General features: G+C 64.9%; 16 protein-coding genes. 7 read left to right on the top strand and 9 right to left on the bottom strand.

Features of this window, described 5'->3' with window-relative positions; all coding sequences use genetic code 11:
• Window positions 1-33: 33 nt before the first annotated feature.
• From purF to LK12_RS08640, 3 genes are all read left to right on the top strand, one after another.
• Window positions 34-1,482 carry an amidophosphoribosyltransferase gene (gene purF, locus LK12_RS08650; protein WP_039282247.1) on the top strand — a complete coding sequence of 483 codons (1,449 nt, stop codon included), beginning with the start codon at window positions 34-36 and terminating at the stop codon, window positions 1,480-1,482.
• Window positions 1,483-1,490: 8 nt separating this feature from the next.
• Window positions 1,491-2,210: an SDR family NAD(P)-dependent oxidoreductase gene (locus LK12_RS08645; protein WP_039285003.1), complete on the top strand. Its 720-nt coding sequence runs from the start codon at window positions 1,491-1,493 to the stop codon at window positions 2,208-2,210.
• A gap of 83 nt (window positions 2,211-2,293) precedes the next feature.
• Window positions 2,294-2,638: a PilZ domain-containing protein gene (locus LK12_RS08640; protein ID WP_039285000.1), complete on the top strand. Its 345-nt coding sequence runs from the start codon at window positions 2,294-2,296 to the stop codon at window positions 2,636-2,638.
• 7 nt (window positions 2,639-2,645) lie between these two features.
• On the opposite strand, the gene LK12_RS08635 is transcribed toward LK12_RS08640, so the two are convergent.
• Both LK12_RS08635 and LK12_RS08630 read right to left on the bottom strand, forming a co-directional pair.
• The gene (locus LK12_RS08635) at window positions 2,646-3,941 is read right to left on the bottom strand and encodes an SAM-dependent methyltransferase (protein ID WP_039282244.1); all 1,296 of its coding nucleotides are present in this window, start codon (window positions 3,939-3,941) and stop codon (window positions 2,646-2,648) included.
• Window positions 3,942-4,042: 101 nt separating this feature from the next.
• The gene (locus LK12_RS08630; RefSeq protein WP_039282242.1) at window positions 4,043-5,416 is read right to left on the bottom strand and encodes a cryptochrome/photolyase family protein; all 1,374 of its coding nucleotides are present in this window, start codon (window positions 5,414-5,416) and stop codon (window positions 4,043-4,045) included.
• A 40-nt stretch (window positions 5,417-5,456) separates the two neighbouring features.
• Here LK12_RS08630 and LK12_RS08625 point away from each other — a divergent pair, with 40 nt between their 5' ends.
• Entirely contained in the window at window positions 5,457-6,212 is a 756-nt protein-coding gene (locus LK12_RS08625) for a phosphatase PAP2 family protein (RefSeq protein ID WP_052223288.1), read from the top strand.
• Here LK12_RS08625 and LK12_RS08620 read toward each other — a convergent pair.
• The 3 genes from LK12_RS08620 to LK12_RS08610 are packed head-to-tail and all read right to left on the bottom strand — an operon-like array spanning window position 6,160 to window position 10,155.
• Window positions 6,160-7,137, bottom strand: coding sequence for a metal-dependent hydrolase (locus tag LK12_RS08620; protein WP_039282238.1), 978 nt, complete (start codon window positions 7,135-7,137; stop codon window positions 6,160-6,162). The genes LK12_RS08625 and LK12_RS08620 overlap by 53 nt on opposite strands.
• Window positions 7,138-7,161: 24 nt before the next feature.
• Window positions 7,162-8,205 carry a 2-oxoacid:ferredoxin oxidoreductase subunit beta gene (locus LK12_RS08615; protein WP_039282234.1) on the bottom strand — a complete coding sequence of 348 codons (1,044 nt, stop codon included), beginning with the start codon at window positions 8,203-8,205 and terminating at the stop codon, window positions 7,162-7,164.
• Between the two features lie 3 nt (window positions 8,206-8,208).
• Window positions 8,209-10,155, bottom strand: coding sequence for a 2-oxoacid:acceptor oxidoreductase subunit alpha (locus tag LK12_RS08610; RefSeq protein ID WP_039284994.1), 1,947 nt, complete (start codon window positions 10,153-10,155; stop codon window positions 8,209-8,211).
• Window positions 10,156-10,398: 243 nt separating this feature from the next.
• Here LK12_RS08610 and LK12_RS08605 point away from each other — a divergent pair, with 243 nt between their 5' ends.
• Window positions 10,399-10,881, top strand: coding sequence for an RNA pyrophosphohydrolase (locus tag LK12_RS08605; RefSeq protein ID WP_039282230.1), 483 nt, complete (start codon window positions 10,399-10,401; stop codon window positions 10,879-10,881).
• 329 nt (window positions 10,882-11,210) lie between these two features.
• Window positions 11,211-11,615: a hypothetical protein gene (locus LK12_RS24615; RefSeq protein ID WP_156135436.1), complete on the top strand. Its 405-nt coding sequence runs from the start codon at window positions 11,211-11,213 to the stop codon at window positions 11,613-11,615.
• A gap of 34 nt (window positions 11,616-11,649) precedes the next feature.
• Here the strand turns inward: LK12_RS24615 and LK12_RS08600 are convergent, their stop codons facing one another.
• The 4 genes from LK12_RS08600 to LK12_RS08585 all read right to left on the bottom strand — a co-directional run bounded on the left by LK12_RS08600 (window position 11,650) and on the right by LK12_RS08585 (window position 16,582).
• Window positions 11,650-12,195, bottom strand: a complete 546-nt coding sequence (locus LK12_RS08600; RefSeq protein WP_039282228.1) for a tetratricopeptide repeat protein — start codon at window positions 12,193-12,195, stop codon at window positions 11,650-11,652.
• A 13-nt stretch (window positions 12,196-12,208) separates the two neighbouring features.
• A complete protein-coding gene (locus LK12_RS08595) occupies window positions 12,209-13,381 on the bottom strand; it encodes an RsmB/NOP family class I SAM-dependent RNA methyltransferase (protein ID WP_039282225.1) in 1,173 nt (390 codons plus the stop codon).
• Window positions 13,382-13,537: 156 nt separating this feature from the next.
• Window positions 13,538-14,995, bottom strand: a complete 1,458-nt coding sequence (gene guaB / locus LK12_RS08590) for an IMP dehydrogenase (RefSeq protein WP_039282222.1) — start codon at window positions 14,993-14,995, stop codon at window positions 13,538-13,540.
• A gap of 111 nt (window positions 14,996-15,106) precedes the next feature.
• Window positions 15,107-16,582, bottom strand: a complete 1,476-nt coding sequence (locus LK12_RS08585) for a M20/M25/M40 family metallo-hydrolase (protein ID WP_039282220.1) — start codon at window positions 16,580-16,582, stop codon at window positions 15,107-15,109.
• 239 nt (window positions 16,583-16,821) lie between these two features.
• Between LK12_RS08585 and ypfJ the strand changes: the two genes are divergently transcribed.
• Window positions 16,822-17,691 carry a KPN_02809 family neutral zinc metallopeptidase gene (ypfJ, locus tag LK12_RS08580; protein WP_039282216.1) on the top strand — a complete coding sequence of 290 codons (870 nt, stop codon included), beginning with the start codon at window positions 16,822-16,824 and terminating at the stop codon, window positions 17,689-17,691.
• The last annotated feature ends 57 nt before the right edge of the window (window positions 17,692-17,748 follow it).

Raw genomic sequence — 17,748 nt, 5'->3', positions numbered from 1 at the left:
GCGTTTTGAGGCGCCAGCGGGCCGGACAAATCCATGAACTTTACTCATCCCTTTCGTGACGCCGACGGGGACAAACTGCGCGAAGAGTGCGGTGTATTCGGCGTGATCGGAGCCAGTGATGCGGCCAATGTCGCCGCAGCCGGGCTCCATTCCCTGCAGCACCGCGGACAGGAAGCGGTGGGCATCACCAGCTTCTCCGGCCGCGAGTTCCACTCGCACCGTGGCATCGGCCACGTGGCGCAGGTGTTCTCGCAGACGGAACTGGATGCCCTGCCCGGCACCATGGCCTCTGGCCATGTGCGCTATTCCACGACCGGCGGCTCGGGTCTGCGCAACGTGCAGCCGCTGTTCGCCGATCTTGCTGCGGGCGGTTTCGCCATCGCGCACAATGGCAACATCTCCAACGCGATGGCGCTCAAGCGCGATCTCGTCTCCAAGGGCTCGATCTTCCAGTCGACCTCCGACACCGAGGTGATCATCCACCTCGTCGCGACCAGCCGCTACCCCACCCTGCTCGATCGCTTCATCGATGCGCTGCGCATGGTCGAGGGCGCCTATTCGCTGATCTGCATGACCAACGAAGGCATGATCGCCTGCCGCGATCCGCTCGGCATCCGCCCGCTGGTGATGGGCCGCCTGGGCGATGCCACCGTGTTCGCATCGGAAACCGTCGCTCTCGACGTGATCGGCGCCGAGTTCACCCGCGCGGTCGAACCGGGCGAACTGGTCCAGGTCGACCACAAGGGCACGATTTCCAGCCACCGTCCGTTCGGTACGCCCTCGTCGCGCCCGTGCATCTTCGAGCATGTCTATTTCAGCCGGCCCGACTCGGTCATGGACGGCCGCTCTGTCTATGCCGTGCGCAAGCAGATCGGCGTCGAACTCGCCAAGGAAGCCTTTGCCGACGCCGACGTGGTGATCCCGGTGCCGGACAGCGGCGTGCCGGCCGCGATCGGCTATGCGCAGGAATCGGGCATTCCCTTCGAACTGGGCATCATCCGCTCGCACTACGTGGGCCGCACCTTCATCCAGCCGGGCGAACAGAACCGCCACAACGACGTGAAGCGCAAGCACAATGCCAACCGCGCCATCGTCGAAGGCAAGCGCATCATCCTCATCGACGATTCGATCGTGCGCGGCACGACCTCGAAGAAGATCGTCGAGATGATGCGCGATGCCGGCGCCGCCGAAGTGCACATGCGCATCGCCAGTCCGCCGACCGAGCATTCCTGCTTCTACGGCGTCGACACGCCCGAACGCTCCAAGCTGCTCGCGGCGACGATGGACACACAGGCGATGGCCGACTTCATCAAGGCCGACAGCCTTGCCTTCGTTTCCATCGACGGTCTCTACCGCGCGGTGGGCGAAGAGAAGCGGGACAAGAAGTGCCCGCAATTCTGCGACGCCTGCTTCTCGGGTGACTACCCGACCAAGCTGACCGACTTCACCGAGCGCTCGCTGACGAAACTCAACGCGGCGTGAGCGACGGCATGAACGAAAAGGCATTCGAGGGGCAGGTCGCCCTCGTCACCGGCTCGAGCAAGGGCATCGGCGCGGCGACGGCGATGGCCCTTGCCGCGGCAGGCGCGCATGTCGTCCTGACCGGACGCAACACCACCGCGCTCGAGGCGGTCGAGGAGCAGATCTACAAGGCCGGTGGCTCCGCCACGATCGCCCCGGTGGACCTGGTCGAGCCGGACGGGATCGCCCGCCTTGCCACCGCGATCTCCCAGCGCTGGGGCAAGCTCGACATCCTGGTGATCAACGCGGCCATCCTGCCCGAACTGACTTCGGTGGCCGATATCGACCAGAATGCCTTCAACAAGGCACTGACCACCAATGTCCTGGCCACGCAGGCGCTGATCGCCAACCTCGATCCACTGCTGCGCAAGAGCGACAATCCGCGCGTCGTGGGCATGACTTCAACGGTGGCGGCAAAGCCGCGCGCGTATTGGGGCGCCTATGCCGCGACCAAGGCCGCCTTCGAAGTGCTGCTCGACTGCTATGCGCAGGAGACCGCCAATGTCTCGAAGGTGCGCGTCGCCATCGTCAATCCGGGCGCCACGCGGACCGACATGCGGGCGCGTGCCTACCCGGGCGAGGCCCCGGAATCGGTCAAGCCGCCGGAAGTGGTCGCAGAGCGGCTGGTAGCGCTGCTTGGTGAACAATTTTCCACGGGGCACCGGGAATCCGTTAACCAAGCCCGGTAAGCCGACAGTAACCGCTGGCTGCGATCTTTTTACCGAATTTGGCATCATGGGACGATGCTGCAGATGGACGGGACTCAGTCATGATGGTCCACAGCCAAGAGGAAAAATACGCAGCGGCCGCGCAGGAAGACCGTAGTGCGCCGCGCGTAAAGATCTCGATACCTGCCACGATGCGCGCGTCCGGGGCGAAAGGCTTCCAGACCGTGGTGCGCGATCTGTCGCTATCCGGCTTTTCGTGCACGGCGATTTCGCGCATCCATCCGGGGACCTATTGCTGGCTCACTCTGCCCGGCATGGAATCGCTCCCGGCCAAGGTCGTGTGGTGGGAAAGCGGGCACATCGGCGCCGCCTTCGAAAGGTTGCTCTCTCCCATCGTGCTCGACAATATCCTGGCGCGCTGGCGCGGAGACGGCCACTTTCATCCCTGACCGAGCGTCAGCCGGCCTTCCTCAGGGTGACCTGCGCCACGTCGATGCCGCCGCCCAGGAAGCCGCCCTCGCAATACATCAGGTAGAAGCGCCAGAGCCGCACGAAGCGCTCGTCGAAGCCCGCCGGGAGGCGGCCTTCCTCCACGGCCTGGTCGAAATTGGCCCGCCACTGACGCAAGGTTCGCGCATAGTCCTGACCGAAACCATGGCGATCCTCCCAGGTGAGACCGCGTTCCTCTACGAGGCGGCGAAACTCGCCTTCGTGGATGAGCATGCCGCCGGGAAAGATGAAGGTCTGGATGAAATCGGCGCTTCTCGCGTAACCTGAGAATATCTCTTCACGCATGGCAATGTACTGGATCGCCGCCCGGCCGCCCGGCTTGAGGTTGCGGGCAACACTATCGAGAAAGTCAGGCCAGTACTGGCGCCCGACCGCCTCGACCATCTCGACCGACACCACGGCATCGTAGCTGCCCGAGACATCCCGGTAATCCTGCTTGCGAAAATCGACGCTGCCGGCGTGCACTTTCCAGCGATCGCGCGCGAAGGCGAGTTGCTCGTCGGACAGGCTGATCGCATCGACATGGACATCGGCGCTTTCCGCCACAAAGGCAGCCAGCGTCCCCCAGCCGCAACCGATCTCGAGAACCTCGTCTCCGGGATGAAGATCCAGCCGCCCCGCGATCGCGTCGACCTTTGCCGACTGGGCCGCGTCGAGTTCGGTCACGAACTGCGTCATGGCATTGGGACGCTTCTCGCCGACGGCGGAATAGAGGGCGCTCGAATAGATCATCGTATCGCCCAGCCAGGCCCCGTAGAAGTCGTTGCCCAGGTCGTAATGCGCGTGGATGTTGCGCAGCGAACCGGAGCGGGTGTTGCGGTGAAGCCAGTGAAGGAACCCGGTGAAAAGCCGCCAGGGGCCGCGCGATCGCCCGACGTCGCCCAGAGTGACGGCATTTTCCATGAATAGCGCGAAGAGCGGAACCGGATCCGGGCTTTCCCATTCCCCGGCTTCCCAGGCCTGGTACCAGCCCACCGATCCGGCCGTCGCCAGTCTCAGCAATGCGCGCCAGGACTTGATCTCGACGACAGCCCCAAACCCCGGAGCCCGGCCCCCGAGAAGGCGGGTGATGCCGCCGGGAAGTGTCGCCTGGATGGAGCCCCGGGCCAGGCCCGCATCGATGCGGTCGAGAATCCTGTCCACGCCGCCTGCCCACAGACGGGCCAGCCACTGCGGCCCGACCCCGATGGCCCGGCCACCGGCTACGAGTTCCTCTCCCCTGCCCGGCAGATGCGCGTTCATGTGTGCTTTATTAACCGGAACGGCGCTCCGGGCAATGGTATCACCGGAGTTTGTCTCGAGGCGAAACGCGTACGCACAACGGTCTGCTGACGCCGCGCCTGCTAACCCTTGGCCTTGTCCCAGGCCGCGAGGGCCCGCTCGCGGGCCGCCCGGTGTTCTATCAGCCGATCGGGATAGGCGTCCGGCCGGCAGACGGGGCTGGGATCATGAATCTCGCCGTCGGGCAAATCCGCCAGTTCCGGCACCCATTCGCGGATGTAGGCGGCAGCGTCGAACTTCTCCGACTGCGAAAGCGGCGCCATGATCCGTACGAACATGTTGGAATCGACTCCCGATCCGGCGGTCCACTGCCAGTTCACGGCATTCGAAGCATAATCGGCATCGACCAGCGTATCCCAGAACCACTGTTCTCCCTCGCGCCAGTCGATCAGGAGGTGCTTGATCATAAAGCTCGCCGCGATCATGCGCACACGGTTGTGCATCCAGCCGGTGTGCCAGAGCTGGCGCATGCCGGCATCGACGATGGGATAGCCGGTGCGCCCCTGCTGCCACGCCCGCAGATCCTGCTGCGCGGCCTTGCCCGAGCGCCAGGGGAACGAATCGAAATTGTCGCGCGGCGACTTGGTGCCGTAGTCCGGGAACTGCAGGATCACATTCTGCGCATAGTCGCGCCAGCCCAATTCGCCGAGGAACGTCGACACCGTGCCCCCCTCGCTGCTGACCGCATGCCAGACCTGCGCGGGCGAAACTTCGCCGAAATGCAAGTGCGGCGAGAGCATGGACGTGCCCTCGACCGCCGGAAGATTGCGCTGCCCCTCGTACCGCGCAGCCTCGTCCTTGAAGGCGCGCAGGCGTTTCTTGGCGCCCTCCTCGCCCGGCTCCCACGTGTCGCGCAGACCGCCGGTCCAGTCGGGCCTGGTCGGAAGAAGGTTCCAGTCGTCGAGATCGTCCGACTTCGGCCAGCGATCGGGCGCCGCGATTGCCTGCGGGCGGCGCTGTGGCTCGGGCGGGGGCATCCTTTCGTTGAGCGCCCGCCAGAACGGCGTGAAGATCTTGTAGGGCGAGCCCGAGCCGGTTGTCACCGATCCCGGCGGGGCAAGGTAGTTGCCGTGATGCAGACACAGCGTCAGCTTCTTCGCGACCGCCTTCTCTGCGTTGCGCCACCACGGTTCGTAATGGCGCAATGCATGGACCTCGCACGCGCCGGTTTCCTCCATGAGCCGGGGCAGGACATCCTCGCACTTGCCGCGCCGCAGGATCAGGCGGGACCCCTTCTCCCGCAACGTCGCATCGAGGCTGGCCAGCGAATGATGCAGCCACCAGCGCGAGGCACCGCCCATGACCCGGTGGCGCGGCGTCTCGTCGTCCAAAACGTAGACGGGGATTATCGGGCCTTTGCTGGCGGCTTCGGCAATGGCAGGCTGGTCAGACAAGCGCAGGTCGCGCCGCAACCAGACGATGACGGGAGAACTCATGACTTCGGAACACCTCCTTCGACACCGCGTTCCCTAACCGATGGTGCTCAACGCAGAAACAGTCCAGCTCCCTCCCCGCGGCTTTCGCATCGACCCGACCAAGGCTCTGGCGGTCGCCGCGCTGTGCTGGGTCGTATTCGCCGTGGTCGTCTGGGCCGTCACCACCGGGCACACCACGACGGTGGACAAGACCGGTCTGCTTTTCTGGCGCGACAGCGACTTGCGCCCCTCCGGTTCCAAGCGGGTGCTGGAAATGGTGCGCGACGTTACCGCGCTAGGCGGTGTCCTGCTGCGAAACCTTTTCGCCCTCGGGGCCGCGGTGGCGCTGCTGTTCCTGAAGCTCAGGCGCGAGGCCGCGCTGTTTGCGCTCACCGTGGTCGGCGGCTGGATCGTCAACAGCGCGATCAAGGCGCTTGTCGGCCGCGCCCGGCCGGAAATCGTGCCGCACCTGGCGATCGCCGGCGGCAACAGTTTTCCCAGCGGCCACAGCTTCAATTCCGCCGTGGTCTACATCGCGATGGCGCTGGCCTTCGCCGCTTTCAGCCGCCGCCAGTCGGTGCGCTTCACGATCATCGGCACGGCCGTCGTGGCGAGCATGGCCATCGCGTGGAGTCGCGTGTGGCTCGGCGTGCACTGGCCGAGCGACGTGATAGCCGGCTGGTTCGGCGGTGCCGGATGGGCCTTCCTGGCCAGCGCCCTGCTCTATCGCCCTGCCCGCGCCGCGGTCGACCAGGCCGAGCGGATCAGCGAGCCGGACAGCCCGGCCCGGAAACAGGCAGGACCACCGAGCGGGTAAAGCCGTTGCGCATGGCCGGGCCCGAAAAGCGGGCATCGCTGAACACAACCTTCGCCGTGCAGCGCCCGCGCTCCACTTGCGCCATGGGCATTTGCGACCACGACAGGAACTTCTCGATATCGGGGCGGGCCCGGGCCGCGCGGCGTACCAGCGGATCGGCCATGTTGTCGGGCTGCGCCGGCCCGTAATCGAGCAGCGTGTAGAGACTGTAGAGCGGATCATAGCGACCGTGGACGACCATGCCATCCTCACGCCAGACCATGTCGCGCTCCCAGAAGAACAGCGGCTGGGGCCCGGCGAACACGCGGTCCGGTCTCGCGTGAGGCGCTCCGCGCATCGGCGCGTTCCAGGCAAAGGCGGAGATGCCGATATTGAGCGCTATGAAGCCCACGACACCGGCCAGAGCCGCGAGGGCAGGGATTCCGGAACCTGCCCCGCCCTTCTTCTCCCGGGCGCGGGAAAAGCCAATGCCGGCCGCCAGCGCGACCAGCAACCAGGGCGAGACAATGAACAGGCCGTCAGTGTGGAACCAGCGCTCAGTCATCGGGGAGAAAAGCTGGATCGCGTAGATGTTCTGCAGATCGAGGAGCGGATGGGTCAGCGCCCCCAGATAGCAGAGACCCAGCAGCCAGCCGAAGTGCATCGACAGACCGCTCTTGAACACCGCCCCGCGCCGGACCTGCCAGCGGTCGAGCAGCCAGAACAAGGCGGCGAGCAGCGGCGGCATGACCAGCACACCGCCCACCAGTCCATGGGTGAAACCGCGATGCATCGCCAGCGGCGCCCAGGGGGCCCAGCCGAAGAACACATCAATGTCGGGCATGTTGGCCGCGAGGACGCACGCGGCCAGCCCCTTGCGGGTACGGCGCTTCAACCCCGTTTCGGCGAGCGCCCAGCCGACAAGACTGTGGGTGAGGTTATCCAAGGATGCAGCTCACCCGGGTCTTGGTCAGTCCATCAGCCCGTGGGCCGCATCCTTTTCTTCCACCGTCCAGGTCTGGCCCTTGGCGAGCAGCTTGCCGAGATCGGCGGTCTTGCCTTCGATCAGCTTGGCCCGTTCGGCCACGACGGCGCCCTCGAAGGTGGGACGCGGATCGTCGTAGATCACGCCCAGCGCCATCGGGAACGGGCCGAAAGGCATTTCCACCAGCATGTGCGCCAGACCGCGGTTCTTGACGTTGTGAACCGCCACGCCCGCCGCCTTCCAGTCGCCATCGACGACATCGACCACCTTGAGCGAAAGCGTGTCGCAGTCGAGCGCGAGGCCCTTGGTGCCCTTGGCGAAGAGCAGCGGCTCCCCGTCGTTGCACCACACCTGCGTCTCGTCGGCGACCTTCTTCTGGGTGAAGTCGTCGAAGCGGTCCTTGTTGTAGACGATGCAGTTCTGGAAGATCTCGATGAAGGCCGCGCCCTGGTGGGCATGGGCCGCCTTGAGAACCTCGGGAAGATCCTTGGACACGTCGTAGCCGCGAGCAATGAAGCGCGCGCCCGAGCCAAGCGCGAAGGCGCAGGGCAGCGCGGGACGGTCGACCGAGCCCACCGGGCTGGTAGGCGAATTAGTGCCGGTGCGGCTGGTCGGCGAGTACTGGCCCTTGGTGAGGCCGTAGATCTCGTTGTTGAACAGCATGATCTGGCAATTCACGTTGCGGCGCAGGACGTGCATCGTGTGGTTGCCGCCGATCGACATGCCGTCGCCGTCACCCGTCACCAGCCAGACGTCGAGATCCGGATTGGCGAGCTTGATGCCGGTCGCGAAGGCCGGGGCGCGGCCGTGGATCGTGTGGAAGCCGTAGCTCTCGACGTAGTACGGGAAGCGGCTGGAGCAGCCGATGCCCGAAACGAACACGGTGTTCTTGGGGTCGGCGCCGATCATCGGCAGCGTGCGCTGCACGGCCTTGAGGATCGCGTAGTCCCCGCAACCCGGGCACCAGCGGACTTCCTGGTCCGATTCCCAGTCCTTGAGCGTGGTTTCGATGGGGGTCATGTCGTTCATGGCTCAAGCCTCCGGGTTCGGGAGCTGGGTTTCGTTGACGGGCACTTCGCCCTCGGCATGGCCGGGCACGCCGTCGAAATAGCTGGCGATGGCCTCCTCGATCTCGGCGATCGCGAAGGGCTGGCCGCTGGTCTTGCTGAGCGGCGTGGCATCCACGAGGAACTGGTCGCGCAGCACCGTCTTGAACTGGCCGGTGTTCATCTCGGGCACGAGCACCTTGTCGAAACCCTTGAGCAGATCGCCCAGATTGCCGGGCAGCGGCCAGACGTGGCGGACGTGGATGTGCGAAACGTCCATGCCCTTGCGGCGGGCGCGGCGCACGGCCTGGTGGATCGGCCCGAAGGTCGAGCCCCAGCCGACGACGGCGAGCTTGCCGCTCTCTTCGCCCAGGCACACGTCCTGCGGCGGGATCGCGGCGGCAACGCCATCGACCTTGGCCTTGCGGGCGTCGGTCTGGGCCTGGTGAACCTGCGGCGCGTAGTCGATGTTGCCGGTATCGATGCCCTTCTCGATGCCACCGATGCGGTGCATCAGGCCTTCGGTGCCGGGCTTGATCCACGGACGCACACCGCGGGCATCGCGCTTGAAGGGCAGCACGTTGCCATCGGGGTTGTTGTTCTTTTCGAGGAACGAGACCGGGAACGGCTCGAACGAGGCCGGATCGGGCACCTTCCACGGTTCGGAGGCATTACCGATATAACCGTCGGTCAGCAGCATGACCGGGGTCATGAACTGCACCGCGATGCGGCACGCCTCGATGGCGCACTCGAACGCATCGGCAGGCGAACGGGCGGCCACTACCGGCAGCGAGGCATCGCCGTTGCGGCCATAGACCGCCTGATAGAGGTCGGACTGCTCGGTCTTGGTCGGCAGGCCGGTGGACGGGCCGCCGCGCTGCGAATTGACGATGACGAGCGGCAGCTCGGTCATCACGGCAAGGCCCATGGCCTCACCCTTGAGCGCGATACCCGGTCCCGAGGACGAGGTAACGCCCAGCTGACCGGCATAGGACGCACCGATGGCAGCGCAGATCGCCGCGATCTCGTCTTCCGCCTGGAAAGTGGTGACGCCGAATTCCTTCATCTTCACGAGGTTGTGAAGGATCGCCGAGGCCGGCGTGATCGGATAGCCGCCGAAGAACATCGGCAGATCGGCAAGCTGTGCACCGGCGACAAGGCCGAGCGACACGGCTTCGGCGCCGGTGATCGTGCGGTAGAGGCCGGGTTCGGACGGAACCGGATCGACGTGCAGCTTCTTGAGCGGCCCGGCCAGTTCGGCGGTCTCGCCATAGGCATGGCCGGCATTGAGCGCGGCAATGTTGGCATCGGCCAGAACCGGGTTCTTGGCGAACTTGTTCTTCAGCCAGTCGACCAGCGGCTGGCGGTCGCGGTCGAACATCCACAGCGCAAGACCCAGCGTCCACATGTTCTTGCAGCGCAGCGCTTCCTTGTTGCCGAGTCCGAAGGGCTTCACCGCCTCGAGCGTCAGCGCGGAAATGTCGAAGGCCAGCACGTCCCACTTGGCAAGGCTGTCGTCCTCGAGCGGGTTGGTCTCGTACTTCGCCTTGTCCAGATTGCGCTTCGAGAACTCACCGGTGTCGGCAATCACCAGACCGCCGGGCTTGAGCGCCTGCACGTTCACCTTCAGCGCGGCGGGGTTCATCGCCACCAGCACGTCCGGCGCGTCGCCGGCCGTGGTGATTTCCTGCGAGCCGAAATTGATCTGGAACGCGGAGACGCCGAAAAGCGTGCCCTGCGGCGCGCGGATTTCGGCGGGGAAGTCCGGGAAGGTCGCCAGGTCGTTGCCTGCGAGCGCGGTCGACAGGGTGAACTGGCCGCCGGTAAGCTGCATGCCGTCACCGGAATCGCCCGCGAAGCGCACGACGACCGCTTCCGGCGCGGTGTCCTGAACGGAAGCCTCGGTTTCGTGCTCGGCTGTGATTGTCGCCATCATAATCCTCTTCGGCAAAGTGCCGATATTGCTGTCTTATCCCCCTGCGGGCCCGGGCTCCCCAACGCAACTTAGAAAATCTCTCAGGGGAACAATCCTGACATTCCGCCTTGAGAACCATAAAACAAGCTAGTCAAGAGCACAGCGTTGGGCCATTCTCGGCACCATGCGCCGCTCACCGGTTTGTTCAACGCCGATTTTCGCCTTGCGCCATCCCAATACATTTAGGAATCGTGCCTTCAGATGAAAGACGTCAAATCCCTGCCTTATCGCCCCTGCGTGGGCGTCATGCTCGTAAATCCGCATGGAAAGGTTTTCGTAGGCAAGCGAATCGACAACCGCGAAGGTGACTGGTGGCAGATGCCGCAGGGCGGCGTGGACGAAGGCGAGGATATCCAGGAAGCGGCGCATCGCGAACTGTGGGAAGAGACCGGCGTGACGGAAAAGCACGTCACGTTTCTGTCCCGCACGCGCGAGGAACTGCTCTACGACCTGCCCGAGGAACTGATGGGCAAGTTGTGGGGCGGGAAATACCGCGGCCAGCGCCAGCACTGGTTCCTCGGCCGCTTCGACGGCAGCGATGCCGACATCAACCTGAAGGCGCACAACCCGCCGGAATTCTGCGAGTGGAAATGGGTCGAGGCCGAACTGCTGCCGGATCTGATCGTACCCTTCAAGAAGCGGGTCTACCGCACGGTGCTGGAAGAGTTTCGCGAACTGATCTGACGGGGCGGCGGGCTACAACACCCGCCAACATTCGTCATTCCCGCGCAGGCGGGAATCCAGTCGCAGTCTCGCCACGTGGCGTGTGCATGCACCTGCAGGCGACGTTTTGTTCTCGCGCCAGCGCGCTATCGCGACAGAATTAAAGCACCCGTCTGCTTTTGATTGGACCATTGGGGTCTCTGGATTCCCGCCTGCGCGGGAATGACGAAGAATGGACAAGTGGATCGGCGGCATTCGTTCAGGTCTAGCGACCTACCAAGCATCCGAAAAGTCGAGCGAGGGTAAGCCGAGGTTCCTATTGACGAATCTTTAAGCTACCCATGTAGGCCATGGCATTTGTCGGCAGCCCAGTGAGCGGGAAAACCCTAGACGTTCAAAGAGGATTGGAACTGTTCTCATTTGGCGGTGGGCCAGACGGAATCGAAAATTGGCAAATCGTCGCCTCAGACGGGCATGGAATATCGTTTTCGACCGCATGGGAGCAGGATTTCGTTGACGAATGGCGCAGACGAAATCCTGACGCGTACAAGCCAGCAATTTATCTCGTTCAGCCAATACGCGGATGCCTTGCAGGTCTCAGTCAAACGGCGACCGACAGCATTATTGTAGAGGCCCTGACAGCATTTAAGGGCTTTCATGGAAAACCCGAGGGCGGTCATGTCACTGTGGTCTTCGAACCGTCCGGCTTGAGCCGAAACAGCGCGGGCTGGTGGGAGCAATTATTCAAAACTTGAATTTTGAGCCGACATCCAGCCGGTCAACGAAACGTCAGTTCTCGCTCACCACCGGCTTCGGCGTGACAGCCTCAGCCGTCACCACGCGCTGCTGCGAGGGGCCCTTGGCGATGGCGGCTGCGAGCGTCTTGGTCTCGCTGCAGTCCTTGCCGCACAGCGTCTCCAGACGTGCGAGATTGCGGCTGGCCTTTTCGGTCGCGCCCTTTTCCGCAAGGGCCATGCCTTCGCCGGCAAGCGCAGCGAGATTGCGCGGATCGTCGTTCAGCGCGACCCGGTAGTAGTGCAGCGCCTTGCCCTGCAGACCTTCGCGGCGGGTCGCGTCGGCCAGGGCGAGAAGGACATGGGTGCTGCCCGGCTCCACGGTAAGCGCCGATTCGAAAGCGTCGATGGCGTCGTTGTAATTGCCTGCCGAAACAGCAGCGCGACCTTCGCCGAGCAACATCTGCGCCCGCGGATCAAGTTCGCGGGAAGGTTCGGAATAGGAAACGCTGGAAGAAACGGCGACAATCAGGGAAAGGGCAACGGCAACAGGCGTGTAACGCATCAGCAAGTCCTTGACCGAGGGTTTCGTCCTCATCATGGCTGGCACGCTATCACAGCAAGACGAAGCGTGCGACGAAAAACCCGTCTGTCCCGTCACGGTACGGTGACAGCCGCAGGCCGGGTCCTCGCGGCGCGCCGGCAGGAAGCGTCGGCACTTGCGCCTGCCATCCGGCATGGCGTGCCAGGAACTGTTCGGCCTGCGATGCGCCTTCCTGATCCAGCAGCGAACAGGTGACGAACACCAGCCGTCCGCCCGGCCGCACGAGAGCAGCGGCGACATCCAGCAGGCGCGCCTGGGTCTCGACGTAGCGGGCCAGTTGCCGCTCGGTCAGCCGCCAGCGCGCTTCGGGATTGCGCCGCCACGTGCCGGTCCCGGAGCATGGGGCGTCGACCAGCACCGCATCGGCCTTGCCGGCAAGGCGCTGGAGCGCCTGCATCTCGCGGCCTGGATCGAGCAGCACGGTCTCGATTTCCGTGGCGCCCGCACGCTCCGCACGCGGTGCAAGACGTGACAGGCGCGCGCGGTCGGTGTCGCAGGCGATCAAGGCGCCCCGGTTTTCCATGGCGGCGGCCAGAGCGAGCGTCTTGCCCCCTGCCCCGGCGCACAGGTCGATCACGGTCTCGCCGGAAGCAGCCGCCACCGCTTCGCAAGTCAGCTGCGAGCCGGTGTCCTGCACTTCGATGGCGCCAGCCTTGTACGCGTCGCTCTGCTCGATCCGCGTTTCGGGCGGATAGCGCCAGCCATTGGCGGCCACGGTGCGCTCGGCCCCTTCGGGCAGCGAAAGCCGCCCTGCCCGCAACGTGTTCACACGAATGTCGAGCGGCGCGCGCTCCAACAAGGCCGCGGCTTCATCTTCCGCGATGCCGCTCGACGCCAGCCGCTCCATCAGCCAGCGCGGCGCAATACCGGCTTGCGCCACCGGTTCGCCCGGCTCGATCGGCGCGGGCGCATGGCGCGATCCGTCGAAAAGGGCCGCAACCTGCTCATCCTGTGCGGCGACCTGCAGCATGGCCGCGCGGCCGTTTTCGGGAATTTCGCCGCAGACGCGGATCGCGCGATAGGCCAGTTCGCGCACGGCGCGGCGGTCTCCGCTGCCGGCAAAGCGGCGCGGGCGGAACCAGTCGGCAATCAGGCGATCGGCGGGCGCGCCATTGCTGCGCGCCGCCTCGATCACGAGGTCGAGCACGTCGATGGCGGCCTGGACGCGGGCGGCGGGGGTCATTCTCTCCCCTCCCGCAAGCGGGAGGGGCCGGGGGTGGGCTTGCCAGACCGATCATGCCGGGAAGCCCACCCGCCTGCGACTAGGCCTTGCTCAGCAAGACCAAGTCTCGCTGCCCCTCCCGCCTGCGGGAGGGGAGAGTAGCGCCTTGCCGTCACTTTACCGCGAAGGATAGTTCGGTGCCTCGCGAGTGATGGCGACGTCGTGGACATGGCTTTCGCTCAGGCCGGCATTGGTAATGCGGATGAACTGCGAATTCTTGCGCAGATCCTCGATCGTCGCGGCGCCGGTGTAGCCCATCGCCGCCTTGATGCCGCCAACGAGCTGGTGGATCACGTCCTTAGCCGGGCCCTTGTAGGCGACCTGGCCCTCGATGCCCTCGGGAACCAGCTTCATCTGGTCCTTGATGTCGCCCTGAAAGTAGCGGTCGGCCGAGCCGCGACCCATCGCGCCGACCGAGCCCATGCCGCGATACGACTTGTAGGCGCGGCCCTGATAGAGGAACGTCTCGCCGGGCGCTTCCTCGGTACCGGCCAGCATCGAGCCGACCATGATCGTCGAGGCGCCGGCGGCAAGCGCCTTGGCGGCATCGCCCGATGTGCGCAGACCGCCGTCACCGATGATCGGCACGCCCGACTTGTCGGCCTCTTCGGCGGCTTCCATGATCGCGGTGAGCTGCGGCACGCCGACACCGGCGACGATGCGCGTGGTGCAGATCGAGCCCGGGCCGATGCCCACCTTAACGCAGTCCGCCCCGGCATCGATCAGCGCGCGGGCCGCGGCGCCGGTCGCGACGTTGCCGGCAATCACCTGCGCCGAATTGGAAAGCTTCTTCACCCGCTCGACGGCCAGCGCCACGTCCTTGTTGTGGCCGTGCGCGGTATCGATCACGACGACGTCGCATTCGGCGGCGAGCAGCGCCTCGGTGCGTTCGAAACCCTTGTCGCCCACCGTGGTCGCCGCGGCCACGCGCAGGCGTCCGGCGGCATCCTTGGTGGCATCGGGATAAGTCACGGCCTTCTCGATGTCCTTCACCGTGATCAGGCCGACGCAGTGGAAGGCATTGTCCACGACCAGCAGCTTTTCGATGCGGCGCTGGTGAAGCAGGCGGCGCGCCTCTTCCTGCGTCACGCCAAGGCCGACGGTCGCGAGGTTCTCGCGCGTCATCAGTTCGCGGACCGGCTGCGAGGGGTTGTCGGCAAAGCGCACGTCGCGGTTGGTGAGAATGCCGACCAGCTTGCCCGAAGCCTCGACCACGGGAATGCCGCTGATACGGTTCGCCGTCATCAGCGTCTGCGCCTCGCCCAACGTGGCGTCGGGCGCAATCGTGATCGGGTTGACGACCATGCCGCTTTCATAGCGCTTCACCGCTCGCACCGCCGCGCACTGCTCCTCGATGGTCAGGTTCCGGTGGAGCACGCCGATCCCGCCCATCTGGGCCATGACGATCGCCATGTCGGCTTCGGTCACGGTATCCATGGCCGAGGAAATGACCGGAACGTTGAGCCCGATCTCGCGGGTCAGGCGCGTACGCGTATCAGCCTGGGTGGGTACGATGTCGGACTTCGCGGGACGCAGCAACACGTCGTCAAATGTAAGTCCGAGCTGGATATCCATGTTTGCCACCAATGCCTTTGCGGGGAGAATCGTGGCGGCCCATGTAATCAAGCCGAGGGGATTGGGCTAGGGGGAGTTTGCCTATTCCGGCAGAGAACTCGCCGCTTAGCGCTACATGTCCGACGGCACCTTCCTGGGATCGGCGAACCAGCGACCCAGAGCGGTCAACATTTTCACGTCCTCGACTTCTCCTCCCAGCTGGAGCGAACGGCTCAGGTGCGAGAGGTCGTCGCTCGGCCGGTGATAATCCGAATCGAAGAAATCCCGCATGCGGTCGATGTCGCCATAGGCCGTGGTCACCATGACCGTCGGGATATCGTGCTGCAGCAGCGCCCAGCCGTCCTGCCGCCTCACGTATTCGTTGGCCTCGTCGCTGCTGGTCAGCTTGAAGTGTTCGGCCTTGGCGACCTTTTCGATGTCCGCATCGAGCCCCGTCATCCCGCGCCCGACAATGGCGAACGGCGTGCCGCGCGGGGCGATGGCGTTGGAATCGATGTTGAAGGCGGCCACGATCTGGTCGAGCGGAATCGGCGGGTTCTCCGCAAAGGCATGGGCACCCAGCAGCCCCAGTTCCTCCGCTGTCGTAGCCAGGAAATAGATATCGCGATCCGGTTGCGGCCCCTTGGCAAGGCGTCGCGCGACTTCGGTCAGCGCGGCCACCCCGCTGGCGTTGTCTATTGCTCCATTGCAGATGCGGTCCTCCGACGTCGGCTCACCACACTCGCCGAAATGATCCCAATGCGCCACGAACAGCACCGCACCTTCCTCGGGGTGTTTTCCGGGAAGCTTGCCGATCAGGTTGTGCGTGTGGATCGTCGTTTCGCGCGTCGCTGCCTCAAGCGAAGCGGTGACGTCGAGCGTGATCGGCGAAAAGTCCGGGCTGGCGGCGGCCTGCTCCAGATCGTCGAGCGAATGCGCCGTTCCCTTGAGCAGCATGTCCATGGACTGACGGCTGATGAATGCCTCAAGATCGCCCCCCAAGGCGTCGTTGGCCAGGGCATAGCCCGAACGCTGGCGGCGCGCGACGACCGATTCAATGCTGCGCTCGCCGTCGAGCACGGTCAGCACCGCCGATGCGCCCATTGCCAGCAGCTCGTTCTGCCGCTCGCTGTCGGGCGTGTCGCCGTCGAGCACGACCGCAACCCGGCCGGCAAGTTCGTTGCGGGTGAAGTCCAGTCCCCGCGCGCGGCCCACGAACAGCAGCGGCGCGTTGCGCACGAGGCTGCGCTTTCCCGAGGTCAGCACCAGCACATCGTCGGGCGAGATCACGGTGCGATACCCCTTGCGCATGAACCTGGCACTCGATGCGGCCGGTTCCCGCGCCACCAGCGTGACGGGCGCAAACCATTCGTGGCCGGGATCGTTGGTGCCGGAGACGAGACCGATGCCGTACCATTCGTGCCCGAGATAACGCAGCGTCTTGGCCTCGCCCTCGGTGCCGGGTTCGCGGCCATCGAAATCGTCGCTGGAAAGCGTTTGGATATGCGCAAGTAGCCGGGATTCCAGTTCACGGTCAGCACGACTGGTCCGCGCCAGCGCCGGAACGGACGCTGAAAGGAGCAGCGCGCCAAGAGACGCCAGCCCCACCGACCACCTAAACCGTTCCACCAGACCCGAAATCATCGAATCCGTTCTATATACGACGAATTCGCGGCGTGCTTGAGAAAAGCGCAACTTGCCACACTTCCAGCGGCGCTGTGATATCCTTGCAGCACGCCGGCGCGCTCGGACCGCGCCGGGGAACCGTCCATCGCTCCGCGTATTTATTGCCGGCCACTCACGTGGCAGGCAATATCCCCGGCGCCACGCGGAAAGGACGCCCACAGATGCGGTTGAAGCGATTCGATCCCAACAACATTCGCGTCAGCCGCGGGGGCGGTGGTCGGCTGCCTGGCGGTGGCGGAGCCAAGCTGGGATGTGGCACCCTGGCGCTGGTCCTGATCGGCGCCGTCGTCTTCGGGATCGATCCGGGACAGATGCTGGGAACGATCGAGAGCGTTCAGCAACAGCCGCAAACGGCGCCGGTTCGGCAGGACGCCTCGACCGATGCCACGCAGGTCTGCACGGCCAACGCCTATGCGCTCGAAGCCTGCAACGCGCTGGATTCGCTCAACGGCACGTGGAAATCGCAATTCGATGCAGCGAACATTGCCTTCGAACAGCCGATGCTACGGTTCTACGATGGCGTCGACCGGTCGGGATGCGGCACAGCGCAGAGCGCCATGGGGCCCTTCTACTGCCCCGCCGACCAGGGCATCTACATCGACACCAGTTTCTACGACCAGCTCGACCGGCAACTCGGCGCTCGCGGCGACTTTGCCCGATACTACGTGGTGGCGCATGAATACGGCCACCATGTCCAGCACCTGCTGGGCCTCGACAGGCAGGTGCGCCGCGAACAGCAACGCAATCCATCGCAGGCGAATGCGCTTCAGATGCGCATGGAACTGCAGGCGGATTGCTATGCCGGCGTATGGGCGGGAATGCACAAGGACCTGATCGAGCCCGGCGACCTGCAGGAAGGGCTCACCGCTGCGAGCGCGATCGGCGACGATGCGCTGATGCGTAACGCCGGACGGCGGGTCAGCCCCGAGAGCTTCACCCACGGATCGAGCGCCCAGCGCATGAAATGGCTCGAGCGCGGGCTCGAAACAGGGAACGCAGATGCCTGCGATACGTTTGAAGATATGAGCTGAAATTCGGCTCGGGACGGCGGAAAATCCCGTCCGCAGTCAGGGGCCGGACAGGAGGGT

This window comes from Novosphingobium malaysiense (assembly GCF_000802225.1).
Classification (GTDB): Bacteria; Pseudomonadota; Alphaproteobacteria; order Sphingomonadales; family Sphingomonadaceae; genus Novosphingobium; species Novosphingobium malaysiense.
This window is presented reverse-complemented; position numbering and strand designations above follow the sequence as displayed.